The 26,257-nt window shown below is 30.4% G+C and carries 19 protein-coding genes; 13 read left to right on the top strand and 6 right to left on the bottom strand.

Going from position 1 to position 26,257, the window contains the following annotated elements; translation table 11 throughout:
- Positions 1 to 40: 40 nt before the first annotated feature.
- Positions 41 to 1,102: an SMI1/KNR4 family protein gene (locus tag LACAL_RS10610; RefSeq protein ID WP_013870734.1), complete on the bottom strand. Its 1,062-nt coding sequence runs from the start codon at positions 1,100 to 1,102 to the stop codon at positions 41 to 43.
- A gap of 169 nt (positions 1,103 to 1,271) precedes the next feature.
- On the opposite strand from LACAL_RS10610, the gene LACAL_RS10615 reads away from it, so the two are divergent.
- The 6 genes from LACAL_RS10615 to LACAL_RS10640 all read left to right on the top strand — a co-directional run bounded on the left by LACAL_RS10615 (position 1,272) and on the right by LACAL_RS10640 (position 5,537).
- Positions 1,272 to 2,177 (top strand): hypothetical protein, encoded by a 906-nt coding sequence (locus tag LACAL_RS10615; RefSeq protein ID WP_013870735.1) that lies wholly within the window; start codon positions 1,272 to 1,274, stop codon positions 2,175 to 2,177.
- 127 nt (positions 2,178 to 2,304) lie between these two features.
- Positions 2,305 to 3,576, top strand: a complete 1,272-nt coding sequence (locus tag LACAL_RS10620) for a hypothetical protein (RefSeq protein WP_013870736.1) — start codon at positions 2,305 to 2,307, stop codon at positions 3,574 to 3,576.
- A 15-nt stretch (positions 3,577 to 3,591) separates the two neighbouring features.
- Entirely contained in the window at positions 3,592 to 4,017 is a 426-nt protein-coding gene (locus LACAL_RS15060; RefSeq protein WP_013870737.1) for a DUF2262 domain-containing protein, read from the top strand.
- Positions 4,018 to 4,047: 30 nt separating this feature from the next.
- Positions 4,048 to 4,575 carry a hypothetical protein gene (locus tag LACAL_RS10630; protein ID WP_013870738.1) on the top strand — a complete coding sequence of 176 codons (528 nt, stop codon included), beginning with the start codon at positions 4,048 to 4,050 and terminating at the stop codon, positions 4,573 to 4,575.
- 4 nt (positions 4,576 to 4,579) lie between these two features.
- On the top strand, positions 4,580 to 5,089 hold the full coding sequence (locus LACAL_RS10635) for an endonuclease V (protein WP_013870739.1): 510 nt from the start codon (positions 4,580 to 4,582) through the stop codon (positions 5,087 to 5,089).
- Positions 5,090 to 5,108: 19 nt separating this feature from the next.
- Positions 5,109 to 5,537, top strand: coding sequence for a hypothetical protein (locus LACAL_RS10640; protein WP_013870740.1), 429 nt, complete (start codon positions 5,109 to 5,111; stop codon positions 5,535 to 5,537).
- A gap of 113 nt (positions 5,538 to 5,650) precedes the next feature.
- On the opposite strand, the gene LACAL_RS10645 is transcribed toward LACAL_RS10640, so the two are convergent.
- From LACAL_RS10645 to LACAL_RS15445, 5 genes are all read right to left on the bottom strand, one after another.
- Complete coding sequence (locus tag LACAL_RS10645) at positions 5,651 to 6,025, bottom strand: hypothetical protein (RefSeq protein ID WP_013870741.1); 375 nt, start codon at positions 6,023 to 6,025, stop codon at positions 5,651 to 5,653.
- Between the two features lie 45 nt (positions 6,026 to 6,070).
- Positions 6,071 to 6,697 (bottom strand): hypothetical protein, encoded by a 627-nt coding sequence (locus tag LACAL_RS10650; RefSeq protein ID WP_013870742.1) that lies wholly within the window; start codon positions 6,695 to 6,697, stop codon positions 6,071 to 6,073.
- Positions 6,698 to 6,819: 122 nt separating this feature from the next.
- Positions 6,820 to 7,233 carry a hypothetical protein gene (locus tag LACAL_RS10655; protein WP_013870743.1) on the bottom strand — a complete coding sequence of 138 codons (414 nt, stop codon included), beginning with the start codon at positions 7,231 to 7,233 and terminating at the stop codon, positions 6,820 to 6,822.
- Between the two features lie 115 nt (positions 7,234 to 7,348).
- Positions 7,349 to 12,352 carry a DUF4132 domain-containing protein gene (locus LACAL_RS10660; protein ID WP_013870744.1) on the bottom strand — a complete coding sequence of 1,668 codons (5,004 nt, stop codon included), beginning with the start codon at positions 12,350 to 12,352 and terminating at the stop codon, positions 7,349 to 7,351.
- A 448-nt stretch (positions 12,353 to 12,800) separates the two neighbouring features.
- The gene (locus tag LACAL_RS15445) at positions 12,801 to 12,950 is read right to left on the bottom strand and encodes a hypothetical protein (RefSeq protein WP_013870745.1); all 150 of its coding nucleotides are present in this window, start codon (positions 12,948 to 12,950) and stop codon (positions 12,801 to 12,803) included.
- A 950-nt stretch (positions 12,951 to 13,900) separates the two neighbouring features.
- Here LACAL_RS15445 and hsdR point away from each other — a divergent pair.
- Genes hsdR through LACAL_RS10695 form a run of 7 tightly spaced genes read left to right on the top strand, consistent with a single transcriptional unit; the run spans position 13,901 to position 26,256 of the window.
- The gene (hsdR, locus tag LACAL_RS10665; protein ID WP_013870746.1) at positions 13,901 to 17,149 is read left to right on the top strand and encodes a type I restriction-modification system endonuclease; all 3,249 of its coding nucleotides are present in this window, start codon (positions 13,901 to 13,903) and stop codon (positions 17,147 to 17,149) included.
- Positions 17,150 to 17,173: 24 nt separating this feature from the next.
- Positions 17,174 to 18,637: a DUF262 domain-containing protein gene (locus LACAL_RS10670; protein WP_013870747.1), complete on the top strand. Its 1,464-nt coding sequence runs from the start codon at positions 17,174 to 17,176 to the stop codon at positions 18,635 to 18,637.
- Positions 18,627 to 20,561 carry a DUF262 domain-containing protein gene (locus LACAL_RS10675; protein WP_013870748.1) on the top strand — a complete coding sequence of 645 codons (1,935 nt, stop codon included), beginning with the start codon at positions 18,627 to 18,629 and terminating at the stop codon, positions 20,559 to 20,561. The genes LACAL_RS10670 and LACAL_RS10675 overlap by 11 nt, the downstream gene beginning before the upstream one ends.
- The gene (locus LACAL_RS10680; protein ID WP_013870749.1) at positions 20,562 to 21,965 is read left to right on the top strand and encodes an N-6 DNA methylase; all 1,404 of its coding nucleotides are present in this window, start codon (positions 20,562 to 20,564) and stop codon (positions 21,963 to 21,965) included. It begins immediately after the preceding gene.
- Positions 21,966 to 23,339 (top strand): restriction endonuclease subunit S, encoded by a 1,374-nt coding sequence (locus LACAL_RS10685; protein WP_013870750.1) that lies wholly within the window; start codon positions 21,966 to 21,968, stop codon positions 23,337 to 23,339.
- A gap of 5 nt (positions 23,340 to 23,344) precedes the next feature.
- The gene (locus LACAL_RS10690; RefSeq protein ID WP_013870751.1) at positions 23,345 to 25,345 is read left to right on the top strand and encodes an AAA family ATPase; all 2,001 of its coding nucleotides are present in this window, start codon (positions 23,345 to 23,347) and stop codon (positions 25,343 to 25,345) included.
- Complete coding sequence (locus LACAL_RS10695) at positions 25,342 to 26,256, top strand: hypothetical protein (RefSeq protein ID WP_013870752.1); 915 nt, start codon at positions 25,342 to 25,344, stop codon at positions 26,254 to 26,256. The genes LACAL_RS10690 and LACAL_RS10695 overlap by 4 nt, the downstream gene beginning before the upstream one ends.
- Position 26,257: the final 1 nt, after the last annotated feature.

Genomic DNA, 26,257 nt, shown 5'->3' on the forward strand with positions numbered 1-26,257 from the left:
TTACTTTTTTGTAGTAAATTGTATTTGGTAACGTTAAGGTTTAGGCTGTGTATAACCACTCAAAATCTTCGATATCAGTTTGGTCATTAGCAAGGTTTAATAAAAAACTGTTTAAGTTTTTATCTTGTATGTAACCAATCTCTTGATCTGCACCAAACTTTATAATTTGACCTGGAGTACCTTTTGTGTTTGGCGCAAAATCTATAGCTAGAAAATTTCCGTTTTGTAAATCGAAAAACGGAATCCAATAAGGTGTAGTGTACATTAGTAAGGCTTTACCTTGGTTTGTACTGTAGTTATCTAATAATTCATCTTGTGTCCAATCGTCGTAAATTTCTTTCCAGTTGGTCCATTCAGATACTATAGCTTCAGCAGACATAAAAGCGGTGTTTTTAATACCGTTGTGTAGACTTAAAAATGATTTTAAAATTTCAGGAAAATCAAAGCCAGCTTTATTTTTAAAAGCCTCATAAACAGTAGTGTTATCTTTTGGCGGTGAAATGGTTAAGTTTTTTTTCTCAACTAAGGTGTCAAAACTAGCTTTAATATTGTTAGAATTATACGTAACGTTTAATGTGATATAAGGTGATAAAAATTCTGTTTTCTCATTACCAAGTTGTTCTGCTATAAATTGATTAGGAATAAAATGCGCTATAAAAGCACCTGTATTGTCTTCAAAATTTAGTGTTTTTAAATTGCTTATAGGTTGGCTACTATAGTTGCTATTACTAAACTCATAAATTAAGGATACTGGATTATTATAATTGTTCTCATCATCATCGCGAATAGTAGTAGCAAACCAAGTTTCAAAAGCAGGTGTGTTTTCAAAAATTACAGTAAAAACAATTTTACCATCTAAATAAGCAACACCGTAATAATCGTTTATAGATGAATAATTAGGTGTAATTAATACTAATTTATAAACCTCTTTTTTAGTTATTAATTTAATAGCTTCAAGTAGTGTGTCTCTAAAAATAAAACAGTTACTGTAATGGTCAGGATCGTTAAGTTCAGGAAATGTATTTATTGTTATTGTGTTAAAATTAAAATCACTTCTTTTAAAATCACTAAATCCTTTTAAATAAGGTTTGCTATTATTCATATACTCGTATAATTTAATACGGCTAAAGTACTTTACTAACTGCGATTTTTTATCCCTGAAAGTAGGGATTTTAATAATTAACAATGCTAAATACTGTTAAAAATCACTGAATATGGCGAGTTACTTCTAAATTTCAAATGTTATTTTTACAAATATAAAATCTTAGTTTATGACAACACTACACTTATCTGCTAAAGGCTTTCAAATTAATACAGAAATAATAAGTTTTCCTGTATCTATAGAGGTTTTAAAAAATAGTTTAAATGCTAATTTTAGAGTTTCAAAAACAAAACACAACACGATTTATACTTGGGACGATTTGGGTATAATGGGCTATGCTAAACAAGGAGATATAATAGAATCTTTAGTGATTAGTTATCAACGAGAGTCCTACAATTTTAGCCCTAAAAATATTTTTTCAGGAATATTTCATTTTAATAATCAAGACATTATAACTTATTATAAGTCTCATGATTTTAAGCATGTTAAACTATTTAAAGGTGATAATAACGGTGCATTAGTTATGGCAGAGGTTAGTGCTTGGTTTGATGTAGATGATTCAATAATTAGAGCCATAGAAGTTGGGCAATATATACCTTATGATAAAAGAAAAGGAATACCAGAGGATAAATACACCATCGAACCTTTAGATGAAGAAATAATAGAGTTTAAAGATTTTGGTTTTAAATTATCTGTTATTGAAGAGTTGATGTATGTTAAAGAGTTACTTCTCCCTAAGTTTGATTTATATGAATTTGCAAACTGGTATAAAGCACGAGATATAGATATTGATGAAGAAGGTTATAATCCTATTACAGAAGTCGAGCAGTATTTTAAAAACTTACCAATACCTAAAAAATTTGCTTCGGCTTTGACTGAAATTTATCAAGATGGAGGCAATGATATTTATATGAATTTATCTCCTTTCTCTGGTGGTGCTGTAGAATTTTGGGACATACAAACCAGCGAAGATGCTAAGCATTTTCCTAATTTAAAAAAAGCCACATTATGCTACGCAACAGATACTGCATATAATGAAATGCGTGCATTAGGAATCGATGCTCAATGGTTATAGTTTAATAATAAAACAGTTAGTGCGCGTTGATTATTTATTAATATCCCTATTTTCAGTGATGTAATCCGCTATTTCTAATTGTAATTTTGGAGCACGATTTAGACCACTAAAATTTAATACATAAAAGATGAAAGAGACCAATCAAAATATAAATGCGATAAAAACAGAATGGAATACTTTAGGGAGTCAATATGCTATTGCTGTAAATGAGATGGTTAAATTTGGCGATACTAAAGGTTGGGAAAATTGGAAAGGCGCAGAACCAAAAGATGAAAGAGACCATTTGTCTGATGCTGTTTTTCAACTTTTAAAAGAAGCTAATACTAACAATACAGTAGAGCAATTTAGACAAGATTTTCCGCCAGCACACACACCTTTATTAAAGTTTTTTAAAGATAAAGGCCAAAGTATTTCGCAATTAAATTTTATAACTGAACAAAAAATCGTGTTTTTGGTGGGTACAGCATATCAAAAAAGACAAGCCTATATTCTTGATAATGCGACTGTTTTAGAGCTAGATAATTCTATTAAAGCTATTGGTAAATCTAAACAAAATAACGTGTTTGCAATAGCTTCTAATAATACTATTGTAACCACTCAAGGTTGGCAAGGCAGTGTTATAGAGACATTTCAATTAAATAACACTAAAAATATTGGTATAACAGACTTGATACCGTTTAACGACGGGAAAAAAGTATTGCTAGTATCTGCCGATGGTATTTTTATTATTTCAAATACATCAGAGCATTTAATACATCCATTACCCGAATTAGAAGATGATTTAGAAGAAGGTGAAGCATGGGAGCCTTATTTAGATATGGAAAATGCAACATTATCTAACGATAATAAATATATTATTGTTGGCGATCAATGTTACGATCATCGTATTTTAAATAGCGATGGAACACAAGTAGGAGATATTGGTCCGCAATCGTCTTACCCACATTTTTGTTTGTTCTCAAAAAATGATAAGCAAATCATTACAAATTCTTGTCATTTTTATAATGGTGTTACCATTGGTGTAGACACTAAAAATATGGAAGCTATTAGTGTTGAAGCTTATCAAGACAGTGAGGATTACACGGTTATAGACGATGGTATGCGTGTGTATTGTGGTGTAGCGACTTCAAAATACTACATTTTAGGCGATGCTTACGGTTATATAAAAGCTATAGATACTAAAGGACATTGCGTTTGGAAATACTTTTTAGGGTCTACCATTAGCGGAATGACTATTTCTGAAGATGAGAAGACATTATGGGTAGGATCATACTCTGGGATGTTACATAAACTACAATTGGATAAAGGATTACGAGATAATCATACTATTGGAACAGGTCAACATTACGAAGATTTTAGGTTGGTGATTTGGAAAGACGAACCTATTAGAAAATGGTAATAAGCAATTAAAACTATGAAAATCACTAAAAATAACCTTGAAAAAGAACCTAAATTAGAAGGTAGTTACAAAATAAAATTAACGTTTAATGATGACACTGTTGTTTTTAGATTAAGTCCTGATGGTGCTAGTTTAAGTGACATTTTAGCATTAGCAAATAATGTAGCAAACAACTTTAATGACTATAAGCAAAGTGCAACAGATGCAATTGTAGAAGATTATTTTGATAATTATAATGATAATTGGGCAGATGAAGACGAAGGTTATCCACAATTAACTAAAGAGGCATTTATAAGCAAACTAACCATTACAGCCATAAATTTTACTTCAACAGATTTAATAGATGTGTTTTTTAATGAAGACGGCATGTTTGGTTACCATACATTAATTGCTCAATCTTATGATGGTGAAACTTTTAAAGACACCACAATGTTTGGGTAATGTTTCAATAAAATTATTACAAAAAAAGTTATGGATAAAACAAAAATAGAACAAGCCTATCAACATACATTTTCAGGTTTAACCATGTATTATAGAGATTGCGAGCTTGAAGAACATTTGGTTTCGCGTTATAAAGTAAATCAAGTTATACAAGAACGTGGTTTTACAGATGTCTCTAATCAAGCCGAAGGTTTAGCTAAAACTGTACGCTTTGCTATTGCATCAAATAACGCTTCAAATTTAGGAGGTATAAATCCAGATGTTGTTAAATATGGATTTCATTTAATAACTTCAGGTGCTTATTTTAAAGTCTTAGATATTTATAAAATTGAAAATAAAACCCAAATATTACTAATGCATTTTAATGAGGTGTATCTAGACATTTTCAATAGCACTACATCTAATATAGAAGAGAAAATAATACAAGTAGGTAGAAAAAGTTTAGATGCAAAAATACAACTACAACCCAATGCTATATTAAATAATGAAGAATGGACCGAGCGCACAAAACATCCAATCGGTATGCTAGATTCGGGCGTGTTCTTTTTAAATAATTAAACACATGATACTTGCTTTTGACACCTATTATTACGACGGAAAAGCCAAAACCATTGCGGTAAGTTTTAACGATTGGGAAGACGAAGTGCCAATACAAATTTATACCGATATTATTGAAGGTGTAGCCGATTACCAACCAGGATCTTTTTATAAACGTGAATTACCATGTATTTTAAGTGCATTAAAACAAGTAAATCTAGAAACAGTAGATTTAATAATCGTTGATGGCTATGTTATTTTAGAAGAAAAACATTTAGGTTTAGGTGGTTATTTATACCAAGCTTTAAAAGGTGAAATTCCGGTTGTAGGTATTGCTAAATCTGAGTTTGTATCTAAAACTTCGGTATTTAAAAAAGTATTTCGCGGTGAAAGTAAAAAACCATTATATGTCACATCTATTGGTATTGATAAAGATACAATTTGCAACGCCATAGAACGTATGCACGGAAACTACAGAATACCGACATTGCTACAAATTGTAGATACAAAAACTAAAGAAAACACTAATAAATAAAGTATTAAAGAGTTAAAATATGAATAAAGATTTAATCGTAGAAAACGTTAATCTGGCTGAGAATTTATTTACAAAACACTATAGCAATTTTATTAAAGAAAAACCAAGAACAGTTACTGTTGAAGATGAGGATTTTAAATTATTTAGTTTTGAGGAAATGATTACTCTTACAACTATAGATGGAATGGAAGTTAGTAAAGTTAGAGCCTTAAAAGCGTATGTAAATACTTTAAAAAGCATTTTAGGACCAACAGTATCCGATCAAAAAGGAAAACAGTGGTCTATGTTAATGTTATCTGCAAGTATTACTATTGGTAAAAATACAGAAGGTGATTTGTTGTTTATTGATAGGCATGATGGTAAAACGCTTTATATTTTTCGTCATGATGATGGCAGTTTATTTAAAACTAAAATGACGGTGTCTAAATTAATTAAAGCCTATTCTTAGATAAGACTAATTAATTCACAATTAAAAAGCCCAATTACAATAATGTAAAAGGGCTTTTTTTATAGTTGTGATTTTATTTATGGATAAATTAAATGTAATTAATTTAGAAAGCTTTAAGCAGACAAACTGTTTATTGCTTCCATTTTATTTAAAATTATAGGCACAAATAGAGCAAATTTTGCGTTGAATTCTTCTTGTGTTTTAGAAGTGTTTAAATTTTTACCCATAATCATCCAGGTATTAAATAGCGCTTCTTCTTGATTTTGTGTTTCGGTATCAATATTTAAAGACTTTATTAGCATGAAATTATCATCATGATTATAAAAACCTGTAGTACTTACAATCTCAAAAACAAGTTCAAAGATACTTCTGGTGTCTAATAATTCGTTAATTTTTATTTCAGTTTCTTTAGATGCGCTTATAGCATCAAAAACGTCTACCATTAAGTTTTGTACTCTGGCATTAGTACTAAAGTCTAAATATTTCAAAATCTTATAATTTATAAATTAAAGCGAATTGTTGCTACTATTGTTTTATTGTTGATTTAAAGGTACATGTCCTACAATACTTCCGTTTTTTACAACAAATAAAATGTTGGCAATTGGTGCATTACCATAACTGTCGTCATTCCAAGTATGATTATGTAAAAAAATAAATTTATTTAGTAAAGCTTTATCTGCATCATTAGCTATAACCATCATACATGAGCGTCTTGGTATTGAAACTAAAAGTGTTTCTGCATCAAGTAAACTATGCGCTTTTAACATGTGCGATTTACTCAAAATGCGTTCGCTTGAAAAACTTGGCCCACTAGAAGTTAGTACTTGATTTTGGAAGGCTTCAGAAATTTCAAACTCAGTAGTATAGTTTTCTAAGTTTTCAAAAGCTTCCTTTGTAATTTGCTTAGCATCCATGGTTTCTAAATGCTGCTTTGTTAAAAACACAAAGTTTTCTGGTGTATCCATACCGTAACCAACAACAACGCCATGAGCTTCACCTTCGGCAGGAATTAATGTAGAGCTTAATGCTCCTGCTTTTAAACCAACCCAATTGCTAGGTTTTAAAATAGGATATATTTTTTGATCGCTATTTTTAGTTTGTTCTACTATTTGTTCTATTTCTTCTGGTGTTTTTTCTGGACCGTGAATGGTATTACTCATAATAATTATGTTTAATTGTTTTAAACAAAATTATTGAAGAAATTAATTTTTTTTATCACGGTATTCAGCCATTTAATTATTTAAAAAACTAGTGTTTATAATGGTCTTATTGTTTTAAAATTTTACCAATATGTGCCTACTAAAAATGTGAGTCTTATAAAGGCAATCACACTATTAGATGTTAAGTTTAAAGGCGTTGATAAATCGGTTATTTCTTCATCATCCACAAAAACCACAAACAATCCATCTTTAAATGCTAACAATATATTGTTTATTGCATCTTGTTGGTTAGCTAGTGTTTTATTATAAATTTCTCCAAAATCTACTTTACCATTTTGTGCTTGTTCTTCTATTTGCGATGGACTTAAAAAACCCACTACGTTTACTTCTAACCGTTTGTTATTAAATGCTTCTACTTGTTGTTTTACACAAGTAATTAATAAGTGCTCTAACGTTTTAGGTGTTTCGTCTAGCGTAAACTGTACTTGTTTTACTTTTTTCTTACCAAGTTTTTTTAATTGTAACTGGAGTTCCATGGTTTGCTGTGTTTTGCGTTAGCGATTGTCGTGGAAAGCCCACAGTGCGATAGCGCGAGGACTTGTAACAGAAAGCGCGACCTTGCCTAAGCAAGGTAACGCCCTAATGTTATTATTAACTATTAATTTGAGCCAAAATGGTTGGATCTTGGATTTTATTGTCTTCTGAAAGTAGTTTCATTTTAGAAATAATTTCGGCAGATTTTGGATCTTCATCAACAAAAGGTAAAAATAGTCGTCCACGATGTTGACTGTGTACCGGAATTATAGATAAAGCCAATCCGTTTTTGCTTACTTGACCACTACCTAAATGAATACTATAATCGCCAAGAGTTCCTTTTATAAAAATATGTCGCTCTTTTACAGTACTATTTTTAAGCTTAAATAATTGCGCTGATGCTTGAGCTAATGCACCACGCATTTGCATGGTACTGTGGCTGGCTTCTGGATCTACACCACCAACATGAGCAACACTAACAACAAGGTCGATGTCTCGCATGATTTCGCTAAAAATTACTGATGGAATCTCTGTTAACGGAATTGTTTTATAAGTATCTATAGAGTGAAAACGAATGTCTTCTAGTGTTGGAGCTTCACTGTCTGATGGTGAAAACCAATCTGCCATAGCATACATTGTGGCTATAAAACCGTGTTTATGATATACTTTTTGCAAACCATCTTCCATGCTAACTGTCCAACCACGACCACGTAATAATGCTACCGTTTTTTTAGGTTGAATTTGGTGTCCTTGGTAACGCTCTGAATGATTATTAAGTTCACGCTCATTATCTGTAATTAAATATAATTCTCTAAACACTTGCTTAAACGGTTGTGTTATACGCTCTGCAAACAAATACTTTTGATATAAATCCCATGTAACGTCTTGATATAAATGTGAAGCATGTGCGATAAGTAAAATATCATCTTGTTCTAATTGGTAAGAGGCTCCAGTGGCATTGGTTAAAAAGCCGTTATTATAAAAACCTGAAACTTCCTTTTCTGGAATACATAATATTAGATTTTGCAACATGGCTTTAACAATAGGATGTTGCATTAAATTATGAATTTCGGGAGCTGTAAATTCATCTTCATTTACCATCGCATTTTCAAGCGATAAGCGTGTGCGACTGTATTGTTTAGACAAGTAGTTTTTGTTTTCTTTTAAGGTAATAACCTGCTTGTCTTTACGCAATTTAGCAGGAATATTTTTTAAAGTTTTACCAGCTTTAGTCACTATAATATTTGCTTTTCCAAGTGCTGTAATTGTGAGTTTTAAAGTGGTATTATCTATAGCAACTGTAGCATTCTCCATGATGGCTTGCGTGGCTTTGGCTTCCATTGCCCAGCTAAAACGTACGCGATCTTTATAACCTGCATTTCGTGACAAATTATCTAAAGCGATATCTACTGCTATAGCTTCACTTTCTTGTCGTTGTGCACCAAACTGTTTGCTTTCTTTTAAAAAGGTTTGTAATAGGTTGTAACGTTTTAATAAATCTTTTTGTGGTACAGTTTTACTTAATGGTATTAGTCCTAAAGCACGCACGTAATCTTTATCGCGTTTGTCTTTAATTTTTTTTAAGGTTTCTGTTATTTTAACTTCACCTAGCATTACACTAGAATACAGTTTTACTTGCCTGTGGCCATTACCATCTGTTATATATTTGGCAGCATCATGAAGTAGTTTCCAGTTCGCTTTTCCTAAGTTTTTATAAACTTTATTAAACCAGTCTATATCTATTGCTCCCAATGCAAAATCACTTTTTGGTATATTAGAATAGCGAGAAATAATGGTTTCTTTTTCGCTATTCATATAATCTGATGCATGTGCCTGGAACCACCATACAGCATTTTCTAAGTTATCTATTTTTAAATAATCTCCAACAACACCAGCCCATTGTGTGGCATAACAAGCGAGCTCGATAAGACGTTTTTTACTAACTTTTGAAGTGTTTGCAAGTGTAGCAAAATCTATATAAGACTCTGTGTCTTTAAAGGTTGTTTTTTTTAGTAGAGCACTAAATTTAGATTTTTTACTATCACCATAATAACTATAACCGCGTTCGAAATTGTCTTTACCTAAGCGTTCTAAAATTCTAAATACATAACTAACACCTTCTACTTTATGTATACTATTTACATAATTTGAAGCAGGCGTTGCAAGATCTCCACGTTCTAATTCGGTTTCTAACAAATTGGTTTTTAAAGGAAGAAATACCTGATTAGAAATCATGTTACGTTCTATGCCTTTTTTGTAATTCATTCTATAATTAAAGCCACCATCAATAATGGTCATTAATTCTGCTGAATGTAATGCTTGAAACAATAAGTCATCATCATTTATTAAACCTTGTTGGTAGAGTTTGATAGTAATTTCAATTTCAGGAAAATTAATTTTATCTCTAGAATCGCTATTGCTAATTAAGGCTGTTTTATCTGTTACATCATTAGGATGCGCAATATTATTAGCCGCCAAATACATACGTATACACCAATATTTATACATTTGTTTAGTAGTTAATCGCTCTAAAAAATCTAAACTAAAATGTGGTGTAGATTGTAATACAATTGTGGTCCAATTATATGTAACAGTATTAAAGTATCTGCTATTATCTTGAAATTGTGTTAGTTTAAACTTTTTAGGAAAATTAGCAATCATATCTTCAAATAAATTGAATTTAAAATCGCTTATTGTTTTTGTATCTGCAAAAGCATTAAACAAACGTTTTAAAATTTTGCTATAGATTTTAGATTTTGAGTAGTAATTTTTTTCAGTATCTAAATGCAATCCAGACAAATCAGGATAATATTGTTTTAAATAAGGTTCAAGAGCTGTGTAAGCTCCAAAAGGTGCATGACGATTGTTGATGTAACGTATTGCAGTATACATTTCAAAATCATTAAGCTTGCTGCTTTCATACCATTCAATCCAAAGTGAAGCTAGTGGTAAGCTATTTAAATAATCTAAAGCAGTTGCGGTATCTCCTAATTTTTTAGTATCGTGTATCCCTTTTTCAAGGTAAGTGGTTTGTGTAGCACCAGTATAATGTGCTGCTTGGTATTCATGATTGTGGTTTTTAGTTACTAATGCAATTAATTGGTTTACCTGAGTTACAATTTTATTAGCGTCTATAAAATCACTAAACTTAAAACCAGTCGATGCAGAACTTAATATACCTAATTTATCTAAAAAGCTTGTGTTGCTTTTAAAATGAGATTGCGGTGTATAAAGCGGTGATAAATTATTATAATTAACAACACCAAAACCATTACTAAAATTATACTCTTGAGCTTTGTTAAAGTATTTATCTAAATAAACTTGCTCGTTTTTAGTAATATTAGCACGTTTAGAGTAGTTTTTAAAGTGTTTTTCTACAAAATCTGTTTGTCTGTTTTTTTCGTGTAACAATAATAATATTTCTAGGCCTGCAATACGTTGGCTAATAATTTTTGAGCTTACTAAATTGGTAGTGCTGGATTGTAAACGATCTTGAGGAAATGAGATTATTAACTTGATTAAATTAGTACGTAAACCTTTATTTTTTCGTCTTAATAAATCTTCAGCAATAGCTATGTCTGTATCAAAAAGTGGCATACAATTAAATAGTTTAAGAGCAGTTGCCATAACTAGTTCGTTTCTATTATAAATAGCACGTCTCACTAAAGCTCTTTTCCAAGAATTTTCGTCAAAGTTTACAGGATCTTTTTTATGAGTTTCTTTATTATTATAATACAGAGAATAACTGTAATGTTTTGGGAATACTTTTCTAATATATTCTTCTCTGTACTCTGTTGGGAAATCTTCAAAATCATTAGCCATTAATTCTAGCTGCTCGGTTGTTGCGCTATAAATTAAAAACCTAAAAAAATGTGTTGGGCCAGGCGTAAAATGCCACCATGAAAAAATATTGCTTTGGTAGGTTTTTCCTTTTTTGGTTACATTTTTTGCAACATCAAGTAACTTTAAAAATGTGTCGTTATCTAAAGTGGTTTCAGGTAAATTTATAGATATCCAGTGGTCAAGTGCATAATCTTTTCCTAAATGCTCAATAAAATAAGGCACTAAAGCATCGTTTGTTCTATCGGTTTGATAAATAAAATATAATGCTAGAATTTTTTTATTCCTGTCTTCGTTTTCAAAAACAATATCAAGTGCTTTTCTATTTGCTGTATCAACATCTAAAATACCAATTGCCCATAAGCCTACTAATACCTCAATATTGTCTTTGCTTTTAAGATAGGTGTCAACCTGTTTTAAATTTAAAATTAAAGACTGCGCCAGTGTCAATATTCTGTTTATAACTGCTTTTTTAGGGTTTTCCCATCGTAAACCAAACCAAGTACAAACAGCTCTATTTATACTTGTAAATCGAGCTAAGTCATTATCTATTACAATTTTTATGATATGCTTTAACGCACCAAGACTTGCAAAATCTAATGCTTCTAAAATAGTTTGCCTCAAACCTTCTTGACGTTGTGCTGCAAGTAATAGTTTGGCAACCATATCCCAATGTTTTTCATCCTCAGAAAGTAATAATGCTTGAATAAAAGCAGCACTTATGCCTCCAATTTCATCTTCTCCTTGAATGATATCGTCTAATAAAGTATCAAACATACCATCTGCATTATGTAATACTGTGGCTAAAAAATAGCTGTTTGCATGAGGGTAATATACGCTGTATTGAAAATGCTCTTGTAGGCTTAACCCATTAAAACCTTTGCGACTATAGGTTAAAAACTGAGTGAATATTTTCAACTTATTTTTTAAAATATCTTTGTTTGGTTTTGCTCTAAACGCTTGCTTACTATAGCCAGTTTGGTAAGGTATAGTGTTTAAAAAATCCCACATAGCTGTAAGATATGGCGCTTGAACAATACCATATAATTGTACGGCAAGGCGCATGCCTTCTGGATTAGACCACGGATTAATTGTAATTGGATTATTAAAGGCTTCTATAAAATCGCTTGTGTTATAATAAACACGTTCCTCTTTTTCTATACCTCCTAGTATTTTGGCTAACACTCTGTAAGGAGTAGAAAAATGAGAAAAGTCAAACCTATCTATTTCTGGTTTTTGATGTTTTTTTATATGTTTATGTGCGACTTCTACCGGAATCATATTACAATGTTTTTATAAAATTAGAGCTTTTATTTAACCGTTTTAATAAGCATTAAATAATAGAAAGCAAGATACTAGTAATAATGATTTTTGTTCTCACTGTTTATAGTGATTTTTTTAAGTTTATATATTTTTTAAGAAAGTTCAAAATACTTATTAAATAAAACTTGTATTGGAGGAAGATGCATAAGAAACTATTGAGAAATGGATTATTGTTTTAGTAAATTTTGAGATAGAGTAGGAGTGTGTAGTTTGGAGAATATTTTAATTTTATTTCAGAAAAAAAAATATTTAGTTTAAAGTAAATAAATATTAAAACGAGACTTCTTCCTATCAAAAAAAATAATACTTATACTTTATAATTGATTAAATATTAAAACTTAGTATTAAACGGTATGCACTTAAATAACTTGATTTTCAATTAAAAAAAATATAAAACAACTATAATTTAGTTACCTGCTCCGCGCTTTTTCCTATCATCACCTTGTTTGCCATACTGGTTATAATGCTCTTTTTTTTGAGCTCCTTTTTCATCAGTAGCATTTTGATATAATGTCTTTTCGTGTTCAGTTTTAGGGTTTTCTCTATCTTTAGCCATAATCTTTAAATTATATTATTAATTCTATTTATATCAACTAATTAATCGTTTTAAATTTGTTATAGATTTATCATTATCATTTAAATGATTAACTAATTGCGATTAAACATGATATAACCTAAAATTAGATATTGTTTAGCAATAATTATAATGCATTTAAAACATATTTTAACTCAATAAAAATAAATGATATTAAAATTTAAGCATAAAAAAGCAGTTTAATAAATCTAAACTATTTCTTAATTTTTTTTCTTTTAGTGAGGTTGCAATACGATTCTATAACCTCCAGGTTATAAATTAATTTAAGAAAAAAGAAATCGCCTTTTTTATAGGGGTTTCCAAGCTTTGTGTGTTCAAAACCGTATGCAAATCGTATGCAGTTTAACCTTTTGGTTAAAAAATATTATTATCTACAATTTAGAAAATAAAATCAAATTTTATGGTGTGTTTTAGTAGAATGTTTTAAGTGAAAATTATTGGATTATTTTAGTGAAATTCCAATTCTTAAAAGAGAAAATATAACAGGTTTTATTGGTTACTAATTTTTGATAATAGGAATGAGGTAATTACGTTTTTCTTAAACTTTTGCGTCTTGTCAACAAAATAAAACAATTAGTTTTTCAATGGTCTTACGGGAAACCGTAGGACTTTTTTGTTTTTAAAATTTATGTTTGAATTTTATCAAACAAAGTAATATTAAATTATATAACAAAGTTTTAAAATTTGCACTAGACTAAAAAATAACTTTAAAAAATACCATCGGTAAATTTTTTAAAATTTACGATTTTATACAAATCAATTCTTTAAAAAGGTTTTATATTTAAGGTCTGTATATTCAAAATCTAAAATTAATTATTTCGAGAATAAACTAACCTGCAAAAAATAGTGTGAACGTATAATCGCTAAATAAAATACTTAAACACCTTTGCAATGCTATTAAATCGCTATTAATGAATATAAATACCAATTTTAATTTTTTAGAAAAAAACTATATTTCTTTATTTCAATTAGCGCTGTTAGCGGAACAGAATTGTTATCGAGATCCAAGTACTACTTTGTCTAAACTTAGAATACTTACAGAAAAGTTAACAAGTATTTTAATTGATTTTGAACAATTAGAAGAACCTTATGATAAGAAGCAAATAAGTAGATTAGTTGTATTGGCTAATAATTCTGATACGCCACGAGAAATTATTGATATTTTTCATAGCATTAGAAAATCTGGTAATAAAGCATCACATACGGGAGAAGGATCACAGGCAGAAGCAAGATATATGCTTAGACAGGCATTTTATTTAACTAAATGGTTTGTTGAAGTTTATGAAAATGAAGATGTTTTACAAGACTACATAATACCTAAGGAATCTTGGTTTGTTAATGACTCTAAAACAGAACAATTAGAAAAGGAGTTGGAACTTCTTAAAAAAGAAGTAGGCGACTACAAACAAAAAATAAAGGAACACACTCAAATTTCTGAAGAAGCAAAACAAGAACGTAAAGAACGAGCTTTTGCTAAAGCAAGAAAAACAGAAGAAAGTGAGCTAGAAACCAGAGACCGTATTGATAAACAGTTGCGTGATGCAGAATGGGAATGCGATACACAAACTTTAAATTATAGAAAACATAAAACGTTACCACAAAAAGGAAGGCAAATGGCTATTGCTGAATGGAGATGTGGAACAAAATGGGCAGACTATGCTTTGTTTAATGGCTTGGAGTTAATTGGTATTGTTGAAGCTAAAAAGCACATTAAGAATGTAATGAGCGATTTGTGGCAGGCTAAAGCCTATAGTGAGCTCGTTACTAACGACCATGATATAACATTTCCTGATCATGCTAATAGTACTACATATAAAGTGCCATTTATGTTTGCTAGCAATGGAAAATCTTATCTAGAACAGTTTAAAACAGCATCTGGAATTTGGTTTTGGGATGCTAGAAATCAGAAAAATTTAGCTAGACCTCTACCTAATTGGTTTTCACCACGTGATTTAATCGAAAAGTTGAATTATGACGAAAATGAAGGTGTAGAAAAATTAGAAAAAACAGATTATGATTTGTTATCCGATCCAAGTGGATTAGGATTAAGAGACTACCAAGTAGATGCTATAAAAGCAGTAGAGCAAAAAATACTTAATAATATAGAAGACAGGCGTGCTTTATTGGCAATGGCTACAGGAACAGGTAAAACTCGTACCATGATTGGTATGTGTTATCGTTTAATTAAGTCTGGACGCTTTAGGCGCATTCTCTTTTTGGTAGATAGACGCATGTTAGGTAAACAAGCTTCAGATGCTTTTAAAGAAGTTCACGTAGAAGGCTTACAAACTTTTGCACAAATTTATGACCTACAAGAATTAGAAGACAAAGCCTCAGAACTCGATACAAAAATTCATTTTGCAACCGTTCAAGGTATGGTGCATCGTATTGCATATTCTGATAATTCACCTAGTGTTGGAGATTACGATTGTATTGTTGTAGATGAAGCACATAGAGGTTATACATTAGATAGAGAAATGGATCAAGAAGAGATTATGCTTCGCGATCAAATCGATTTTCAAAGTAAATATAGAATGGTGCTCGATTATTTTGATGCCTATCGTATTGGATTAACTGCAACACCTGCAATACATACTAAAGAAATTTTTGGAGATCCAGTCTTTACATATTCTTATCGTAAAGCGGTGGTTGAAGGTTACTTAATTGATTTCGAACCACCTTTTGTATTCCAAACAAAACTTTCAAAAACAGGAATTAAATGGGAAAAAGGAGATGAAGTAAAAGTATATGATCCTGAAGAAAACGAGATTAAAAGTTCAGGTATTGCTCCAGACGAAATAAAAGTTGAAATAAAAGGTTTTAACCGAAAAGTCATTACAGAGAGTTTTAATCGTGTTGTTTTAAACGAGCTTATTTCTACTTATGGTATACTACCAGAAAATAAAGGCAAAACGTTAATTTTTGCTGCTACTAACGATCATGCAGATACTATTGTAAGGTTGTTTAAAGAGGAGTGTGTTGAATTAGGTGAAGATGTAGACGATAATGCAGTTGTGAAAATTACAGGTTCAGTTTATAATAGACAAGACCTTTTACGAAAATTTAAAAACGATCAATATCCTAGTATTGTAGTAACAGTAGATTTATTAACAACAGGAATAGATGTACCAAGTATATCTAATTTAATATTTCTACGTCGTGTAAACTCTCGTATATTATACGATCAAATGATAGGTCGTGCCACAAGACGATGTGATGACATTGGTAAAGAAGTTTTTAAAATTTATGATTGTGTTGGAGTAACAGAAATTATGGCTAAAGAACAAGTTATGAAACCTGTTGCGCCTTTGGTTTCTAAAACTTTTGCTAATTTAATAGAAGAGCTCTCTATTATAGAAGATGATTACTTAAAAGAGGTTAAACTCGATCGTATAATCGCAAAAATGCAACGTAAAGTCTCTAGGTTTAATAACCAACAAAAAGGGCAATTCGAAATCCTTTCAGAAGAACCATCCGTAAAAGATTTTGCAATAAAACTAAAATCCATAGAAATAGAAAACATAAACCAATCTATTCAAGATTATGGTCATTTGTGGGAATTTTTAGATCGCGAAAAAGGTAAAGCTTTAGGTTATGGTACTTTGTATAGTGAGCATGAAGATAAATTAGAAGAAGTTTCTCGTGCTTACGAGAAAAATCTAAAACCTAAAGATTATTTAGAGTCATTTACGGAGTATATTAACAACAACCGCAACGAAATTACAGCATTAAACATTGTATGTACTAAACCAAGTTCATTAACACGTCATGATCTTAAAGAGTTAAGGTTAATTCTAGATACCCAAGGTTTTAATAAAAACAACCTTAATACAGCCTATAAAGAAGTAACTAACACAGAAATTGTTGCAGATATTATTGCTCATATACGTACCTCTGCTCTAGGAGAAGAATTAGTAAGTCATCAAGAACGTATTGCAAATGCAGTTTCTAAATTAAAATCAGGTAACAGTTGGAATCAAATTCAATTAAAATGGCTTGATAAAATAGAAGCACAACTGCAAAAAGAATCCATTATTACTTTAGAAGATTTAAATAAACCACCATTTAGTGTAGATGGAGGTTTAAAGCGTTTAGATAAAGTATTTAAAAATGAAACGGCAGGAATTATTAAGGAGTTAAACGAGTATTTGTACGCTTAATAATAATCAATTTAAAATTATTTAATGGCAGAGGCTATAATTGAAAATATAGAACAAATTGAGGTTTTAAAACATACATTAAAACCTAAAGTCAAGACTGTAAAAGAAATTTTATATAATCAAGATTTAAAAATACCAGAATATCAAAGACCTTATAAATGGCAACCAAAAAATGTAAAACAATTATTAGAAGATATTGTTTTACATCAAAAAAAATCAGCTTACAGAATTGGTACAGCTGTTATGCATAAAGACAAGAAAGAATTAAATATTGTAGATGGGCAACAACGTATAGTAACTCTTACTTTAATAGCACATGCTTTAAATAGTAATGAATCAACACAATATTTTGCTAAAAAATATGGAGGAGATGGTAAGCTCAAGCTACTTTCAGAATCTATGGATAATGATATATCAAAAGCAAATGTTATTATTAACTATAAAGAAATTGAAAGAGAGATAAAAAGTTTTACGGAAGATGAAGTTCGTTTCTTTTTTACAAAATGTGAATTGGTATGCATAACATTGACTAGTATTTCTGAAGCTTTTCAGTTTTTCGATTCTCAAAATGCAAGAGGTAAAGATTTAGATCCTCACGATTTATTAAAAGCTTTTCACTTACGTGAAATGTCTAGTTTTTCAGAAAAAGAAAGACAGCAATGTATCGAAGAATGGGAAAGTAAAAATGACGATGAACTGCACGAAGTTTTTTCACAATATTTATTTAGGATTCGTAGATGGTCTAAACGTAAAAATGGACGCTATTTAAACAAAACCAATGCTAATACCTTTAAAGGGGTTACTTTAGATAAAACACAAGATTTTCCATACATCTATCCTCTAAAGATTAATAATGTTTTTACAGATGAGTTTAATCAACATCTCCATAGAAAAATAGATAATAACACAAAACTTTATCCTTTTCAAATAGACCAAGTAGTTCTTAATGGACAACGTTTTTTTGAAATGATTAATTTTTATCAAGAAAAAATAAAACAAATTAAAGGAACGCATAGTGCAAAATACTTTAATAAAGAAGAGAAAAAATGGGTGTATGATGAAGATTTTTTTCTTGGTAAGCTTCAATTTCTATCTATTAGTTCTAAAACCAGTATTTCTTTTAAAGTTTTTAAAACCTTAGCTACGTATGAAGGACGGAATAGATCTGGAGATCAATATGTAAGAACCCTTTTTGATTGTACACTACTTTATTATACCGATAAATTTGGGAATCAAGATCTAGACAGAGTAATTACCAAACTGTTTATTTGGGCATATAGATTGCGCTTAGATTCGCAGGCAGTGCAACTGGCTTCTGTAGATAACCATGCTAGAGAATGGAGCAGTATGTTTTCTGTTATTAGAGAAGCAACACAACCAAAGGAAGTTTACCAAATGTATTTAGAAAGTTTAAATGCCATAAGGTCTTCAAAAACCGAAAAATTAAAAGACTTATTTAAATCTTTAAACTATTACCATGGCGAATAATTTAGTAGAACTAAATATCGAAGAGGTATTCTCAAACAATACCTATGCAATTCCAATATATCAACGCAATTATGCTTGGAAAGAAGCACAAATAAAACAGCTTGTTCAAGATGTTTATGACTATGCTAAATATGATAAAACAACTACACAAAAGTATTATATAGGTAGTTTAGTGGTTTTTGAGCGTAAAACGGAAGACGGAATTGTTTATGAAACAATTGATGGTCAGCAACGTTTAACAACGCTAAACATCTTGTTTTCGGTTTTAAAAAATGAATTTGATATTCATATTAACAACTATAAAACAAATCTTCATTTTGATAGTAGACCTATGTCTTCTTATACTTTAGAGCACCTTTATAATAAGACTAAAAAGGAAGATGTAAACAAGTCAGAAAAAAAGTTAAATGTTAGAATTACTGATGCCTATACCATTGCTAAAAAGGAATTAAATAAGATAAAAAAGGCCAATCATTTAGAACAGTTTGTTAATTATTTAAAGGCAAATGTTATTATTTTAAGGGTTCCTGTACCTAAAGATACAGATTTAAATCATTATTTCGAGATAATGAATAATCGTGGGGAGCAGCTAGAAAAACATGAAGTCTTGAAAGCTAAAATGCTAAAGGTCTTTAGTAAAGAAAAAAAGGAAAGCCACGTTTTTAATACCATTTGGGAAGCCTCTGCTAATATGGAGAAATATGTTCAACATGGTTTTAATACAGAGGTACGTACTGCTCTTTTTGGTAAAGATTGGAATCATTTTGAAGCAGAAGTTTTTGAAGATGTTATCACTAGTTTTAGCACTAAAATTAAGGTAGATAATACTGCATTAACTATAGAGGCTTTATTAAAAGATAAACAGCAAATAGAAATAAATAAGGAAGAGGAAGATGATGCTCCAGAACGCTTTAATTCTGTAATAAACTTTTCTAATTTCTTATTACATATTTTAAGAATATTGGTTAATAGTAATCCTAATTATGAATTGCTTTCTGAGGATGAAAAAAATATTCCTTTAGACGATAAAAGGCTAATGGAAACTTTTGATTTTTTCTTAAACGTAGAAGACAAAAACAAGAAAAAAACATTTGTGAAAGACTTTGCTTTTCTGTTATTAAAAGGAAAACACTATTACGACAAGTACATCATTAAACGTAATTTAAAAGATGATAAATGGAGTTTAAAATACCTTAAAGTAGAATATTATAATAAAAAGGCATCGCATCAATATATAAACAGTTTAGATACTAATAATAAGTCAATTTTAATGTTATTATCAATGTTTCATGTGTCTGCACCAACTTTAATCTATAAACATTGGTTAAATGCTGCCTTAAATTATGTGCTAGATGATGGTAAAGACAGAATAGATGGAGAAGATTATATCTGCTATTTAGAAGATTTAAGCGATGCGTATTTATACGATCGTTTTCTTGCTAAACAAGAAAATGATTACTTTAATATAATTTATATAAATGATGCTTATTCTACTGCAAATATGGATGACTTAGATAAATCTAAACTAAATCAAGGTACAAGCGTAGAGAATTTTGTATTTAACAGATTAGATTATTTACTTTGGAAACAAGATCAAGAAAAAGAAAATAAACAATTTTCCGATTTTAGTTTTTCTTTCCGTACCTCTGTAGAACATTACTATCCTCAAAATCCAATGGAAGGACAAGAAAGGTTAGACACTAGTGCTTTAGATAGTTTTGGAAATTTATGCTTAATAAGTAGAAATAAAAACTCTAAATTAAGTAACTACATGCCAACTGCTAAAAAAGAACATTATGCAAAACGAGGTAGTATAGAAAGCATAAAACAACAAATTATGATGCAAGAAAAGCATTGGCAGGAAATTGAAATTGAGCAACACGCAGAAAAAATGACAAAAATACTTTTAACAACAAGAAAATAAATGGCATTAACAACCCAAGAAATAGTAAACAAACTCTGGAACCTTTGTAACGTATTGCGTGACGATGGTATCACCTACCACCAATACCTAAACGAGCTCACCTTTATTCTGTTCCTTAAAATGGCAGAAGAAACCGACTATAACGATAAGTTACCAGAAGGCTACCGTTGGGAAAATCTAAAACAAAAGGAAGGCGTAGAACTCGCCACCTTTTACCGTAAACTATTATTGCATTTAGGTACAGAAAGCACAGGTAACATTCAGAAAATTTACAACAACGCACAAACCAGTATACAAGAACCTGCCAACCTGCGTAAAATTATAAAGCACATAGACGAGCTGGATTGGTTTGAAGCCAAAGACGAAGGTTTAGGCGAAATGTACGAAGGTTTGCTAGAAAAAAATGCAAGCGAGAAAAAATCGGGAGCAGGACAATACTTTACACCACGACCATTAATTAATGTGATGGTGCGCTTAATGGATCCTAAAGTAGGAGAACGCCTTAACGATCCTGCTTGTGGAACCTATGGTTTTATGATTGCGGCACATCATTACATTTTAAAGCATAACGATATTTATAACCTTACCGAGGAACAAAACAACCACTTACAAACCGAACAATACAGTGGTTGCGAGTTGGTAGGCGATACCCATCGTTTAGCCATGATGAATGCTTTTTTACATGGTATGGGCGGAAACATTGCTTTAGGCGATTCTTTAAGTAGTTATGGCGAAAGCATAAAAAACATGGACTTAGTGCTGGCAAATCCTCCGTTTGGAACTAAAAAAGGTGGCGACCGACCAACTAGAACCGACTTAGTCTATCCAACCTCTAACAAGCAACTCAACTTTTTACAAGGTATTTATAGAAGCTTGCATACACGAGGAGGCGCAAGAGCAGCTGTAGTATTACCAGATAACGTATTGTTTGAAGATGGCGACGGACAAAACGTACGTAAAGACCTTATGGAAAAATGCAACCTACATACCATTCTGCGTTTACCAACAGGTATTTTTTATGCAGCAGGTGTAAAAACAAATGTATTATTTTTTGAACGTGGTAAAACAGACAAAGCCAACACCAAAAACGTATGGTTTTACGATATGCGTACCAACATGCCAAAATTTGGAAAACGTACACCATTTACCGAAAGCTATTTTGCCGATTTTGAGAAAGCCTACACCGCCAAAGACCGAAACAAAATTAAAGACGAACGCTTTAGCTGTATCTCTAGAGAAACTATTGCCAAAAAGAACGACTCTTTAGATTTAGGTTTAATTGTAGACGATAGCATTACCAAAGCCGAAGATGTTGGAGAGCCTTTAGATATTGCCAAAGAAGCCTTAACCGAATTAACTAGCATTACCAAAGAGTTAAATGCCTTAATAAAAGCATTAAACTAGATGAAAAATAAATTGCCAAAGAATTGGGTTGAAACAGATTTAGATACAGTTATTTTGAGAATGACTAATGGTTCTAGTTTGAAACAAGAAGAAGAACCATTTCAAGGTTCATTACCTATTTCAAGAATTGAGACGATATGGAATGAAACTATTGATTTAGATCGTGTAAAATATGTAGACGCTTCTGAAGATGATATTGAAAAATACGGTTTACAGAAAGGGGATGTTTTATTTAGTCATATTAATAGTGATAAACATTTAGGAAAAACAGCAGTATTTAATTTAGATCAAACTATTATTCACGGAATAAATTTACTATTACTTAGGGCGATGCCTCAATTTGATGGAGATTTATTAAATTATATTTTAAGACATTATAGATTTTCAGGAAAGTTTATAGAAGTTGCACAACGATCTGTAAACCAATCTTCAATTAATCAAAAGAAATTAAAATCGTTTTTAGTTCCACTGCCGCCACTAGCAGAACAACAACGCATTGTTGCCAAGTTAGACGAGTTATTTGGACATCTAGACAGTCTTAAAACCCGTTTAAACCACATACCAGAAATACTTAAAAACTTTAGACAAGCAGTATTAAACCAAGCGGTAACCGGTAAACTTACTGAGGAATGGCGTGTTGGGAAGGCGTTGGAGGAATGGGAGGAAGTTGAATTAGAAACTATAGCTAAGGTAGTAGATCCACAACCTAGTCATAGAACACCACCAATTCACGAGGATGGGATACCATATGTTAGTATAAAAGATGTAAACAAAAAAGGAGAAGTAATATTAGAAAATGCTAGACCAGTTTCTAAAGTAGTTTTAGCAGAGCATATTAAAAGGTACGATCTACAAGAAGGTGATTTTGGTTTTGGTAAAATAGGAACATTAGGTAAACCTTTTTTATTGCCTATGTTTCCAGAAAGAAAATATACTCTTTCTGCGAATATTATTTTAATTCAACCTAGGTCTAAAGGTAATCCAAAGTTTCTTTATTATTATTTAAACAGTTCAATTATAGAACAGAAATTGAGAGAAGGAACAAATTCAACTTCTCAGCCTGCGTTTGGTATAAAAAAAGCTAGAAAGTTTCCTACACCAAATCCTTCGCCAGAAGAACAAACCGAAATCGTAAAACGTGTAGAGCATTTATTTGACAAAGCAGATGCCATAGAAGCCCAATACCAAAGCCTAAAAACTAAAATAGACAGTTTACCACAAGCTATTTTAGCTAAAGCCTTTAAAGGCGAGTTGGTGGCGCAGTTGGATAGTGATGGTAGTGCTGCCATTTTGTTGGAGGAGATAAAGAAGTTGAACGCGTCATTGCGAGGTACGAAGCAATCTGTTAAAAAGAGTAAGAAAACAACTAAATAATTGTTATGAGATTAGCTGCTATATATTTAGATTTTCATGATTATTTGTTTGAAAAAGCGCAGTATGTAAATCTAGGAGGAAAATATATTTATGAATTTGATAAAAATGGAGAATCAATTGATGTATCTAGGCGTATAAATAATGATTATTTAGAAGGTTTTTTTGATGTTACAAATCTTGATTCAAAACTGATTAATGTAAATGCAATTGTAGGTCAAAATGGTGCTGGCAAGTCCTCTCTTTTAGATTCTATTAGAAGCCTTTTTGTTGAAAACCCTTATGCCCTTCCAACAAATAACACATACTTGTTTTTTGAAACAGAAGATGATAAAACATTGAAATTTGTAAGTTCAATATACGACGTAGGAATTTCCACAGTTAGTTTTAAACCAATTAAGGATGATTTTACAATTGAAACAGAAAGATCAAATAATCTATGTAAAACAATATATTATTCACCACATTTCGATTTTAAATATAATCCAAATTTTGATGAAGTAGATAATTTTGATATATCATTTGATCAAATTCTTAATGAAGACTTAGCAGATTTACAAAATAAAAACCTAGACCAATCTGGTTTTAATTTCTCAGCAAGTGAAGAATTGGTATTTAAAAATAGTATAAGACAAATACTTTTTTCTAATTCAGATTTAGTTAAAAAAGAAAAAATTTTTAAAGACTTATTCGATTTTCCAGAACATGGAGAGGCAAGGCTTACCATAAGAGGTCATAAAAATCAAAAAGAGTGGAATACACCAGAAGCTTTTAGGCCAATTTTAAAAATTATTAAAGACAAGCTAAAAAAGGAACTAGATGACTGGACTAAAGTTAGAAAATTTAATAGTCCTGGTCGTGTTTCAAACCAAATAGAAGTTAACAAGTATATTTTAGAAAGAATAATTCTTCGAGATTTAATTTCTGTAATTGAAAGACAAATGGAAAAGGACAATACGTATTTGTCTTCGGGTGTTTTTTTCTATGAAAATTTTGTTAGAGAAACCAATCGGTTAAATGCATTTGATTCATTTCTAGTTTTTGTAGACAACTGTTTTATTAAATTCGGGAAGGATGAAATTCCGGTTTTTGAAAAGGAAACAATTCGAGATTTATTATTGAAACTTTATTCAGAAATTGGATTAGTTAAAGACCTAAATAAGGTAGAAAATAATGTATTAATTATAGGTGGTGAGGCAGCAATAGAAATACTCAAACTTCAAAATCTTTTTTTAAATAATATAATTAATTATTATGCAAAATATAGTCCAAAAAGAAAGGATAAGATAATAGAGAAAAGAAATTTAATAGATGGTTTTATAAACTATATGCCATCAAATAAAAAATTAAGTTCTGGTGAAAATGCATTGTTAAACCTTTTTTCAAGACTACACCATTTCTTAGGTACTAAATTATCATCTGAAACCCGCATCCATGATGAAGTAGATAATTATGTCTTGTTATTAGATGAAGCTGATTTAGGTTTTCATCCTGTTTGGAAAAGAAAGTTTGTTAATACAATAATTAATACAATTCCCTATTTTTTTAATAACCTTGATAGAAGCCCAAATGTTCAAATAATTTTCACTACCCATGATCCTCTTACTTTATCTGACTTACCAAATAAAAATATAATTTATTTAATGAGAGATGTAGCTCAAGGTGAAACAGAATTTTTGAAATATGAGAATTTAGATAGACCAAATAAATCCTTTGCAGCTAATATTACAGATTTACTAGCAGATTCTTTTTTTGTGGAAAATGGGTTGGTTGGTGATTTTGCTCGTATTAAGATTATTGAAACAGTAAAATGGTTGAATAATAAAGACAGAGATGAAAACCTAAAAAGTTACTATTTTACTTTAATTAGTCTTATTGATGAACCACTTATTCAGAGAAAATTATCAGAAATGTTTGATAATATATTTAATTCTGATTTGGAGTTACAGAATTTAAATGAGCAAATAAGGATAATGGAGGAGCGAAAATCTAAATTAAAAAGAAAATGATTTTTTTAAATGCAAATAGTATTTCTGTCATTAAAGCAAAGAGATATCATAAAGATATGATGTTAGATTTGTTGTATGAAAGAATTGATGACATTGAAAATTTACTTCTAAAACAAATATTTGATAATGTAATAAATAATTATTTAGAGAGAATAATAATTGGAGAGCCGAAAGAGTTAATTCAATTTAGCGAAAGTATATTAAGTATAATTGGTAAAAATGAAACCTTATTAAAGGATTTAAAAAAAGTATTTAATTATAAATGGTTTATTAGCAAGACTGTTAATCGTTATTCAGGATATGATTTAGCATCAAGATTAGATATTAGTACTTGTACATATTGCAATAGAAATTATACTAATACAGTAATTACAAGACAGGGTAAAAAAATAATTCGTCCACAGTTTGACCATTATTTTGATAAAGATAGTCACCCAATTTTAGCCTTGTCTTTTTTTAATCTTATTCCTTCGTGTTCAATTTGTAACACTAGTGTAAAACATAAAAAGGAGTTTAAATTGAATACGCATCCTCATCCCTATTTCGATGACATATTGGGTGAGTTTGAGTTTAATTTTTCATTTACAAATGACCCTTATTATAAAAATGGGTTAAAAGTTTCTGTCGATGTAGAAAATGATTGGTTCGCTAAAAACTATTTAAATGATTTGGCAATTGAGGAGGTTTATTCTGCTCATACAGATATTCTCTATGACTTATTACTAACTAAACAAGCCTACTCTGATAGATATCTGAGTATTTTAGAAGATACAGTTTTAAAGGATTTTAATCTTTCTAGAAATGAAATTTATCGTCTTGTTTATGGAGTTTACTTATCGGAAAAAGACTTTCAAAAGAGACCATTCAGTAAATTTAAGAAAGATATACTTACTGAATTAGATATTATTTAAA

It is taken from the genome of Lacinutrix sp. 5H-3-7-4 (assembly GCF_000211855.2).
Taxonomy (GTDB): Bacteria; Bacteroidota; Bacteroidia; order Flavobacteriales; family Flavobacteriaceae; genus Lacinutrix.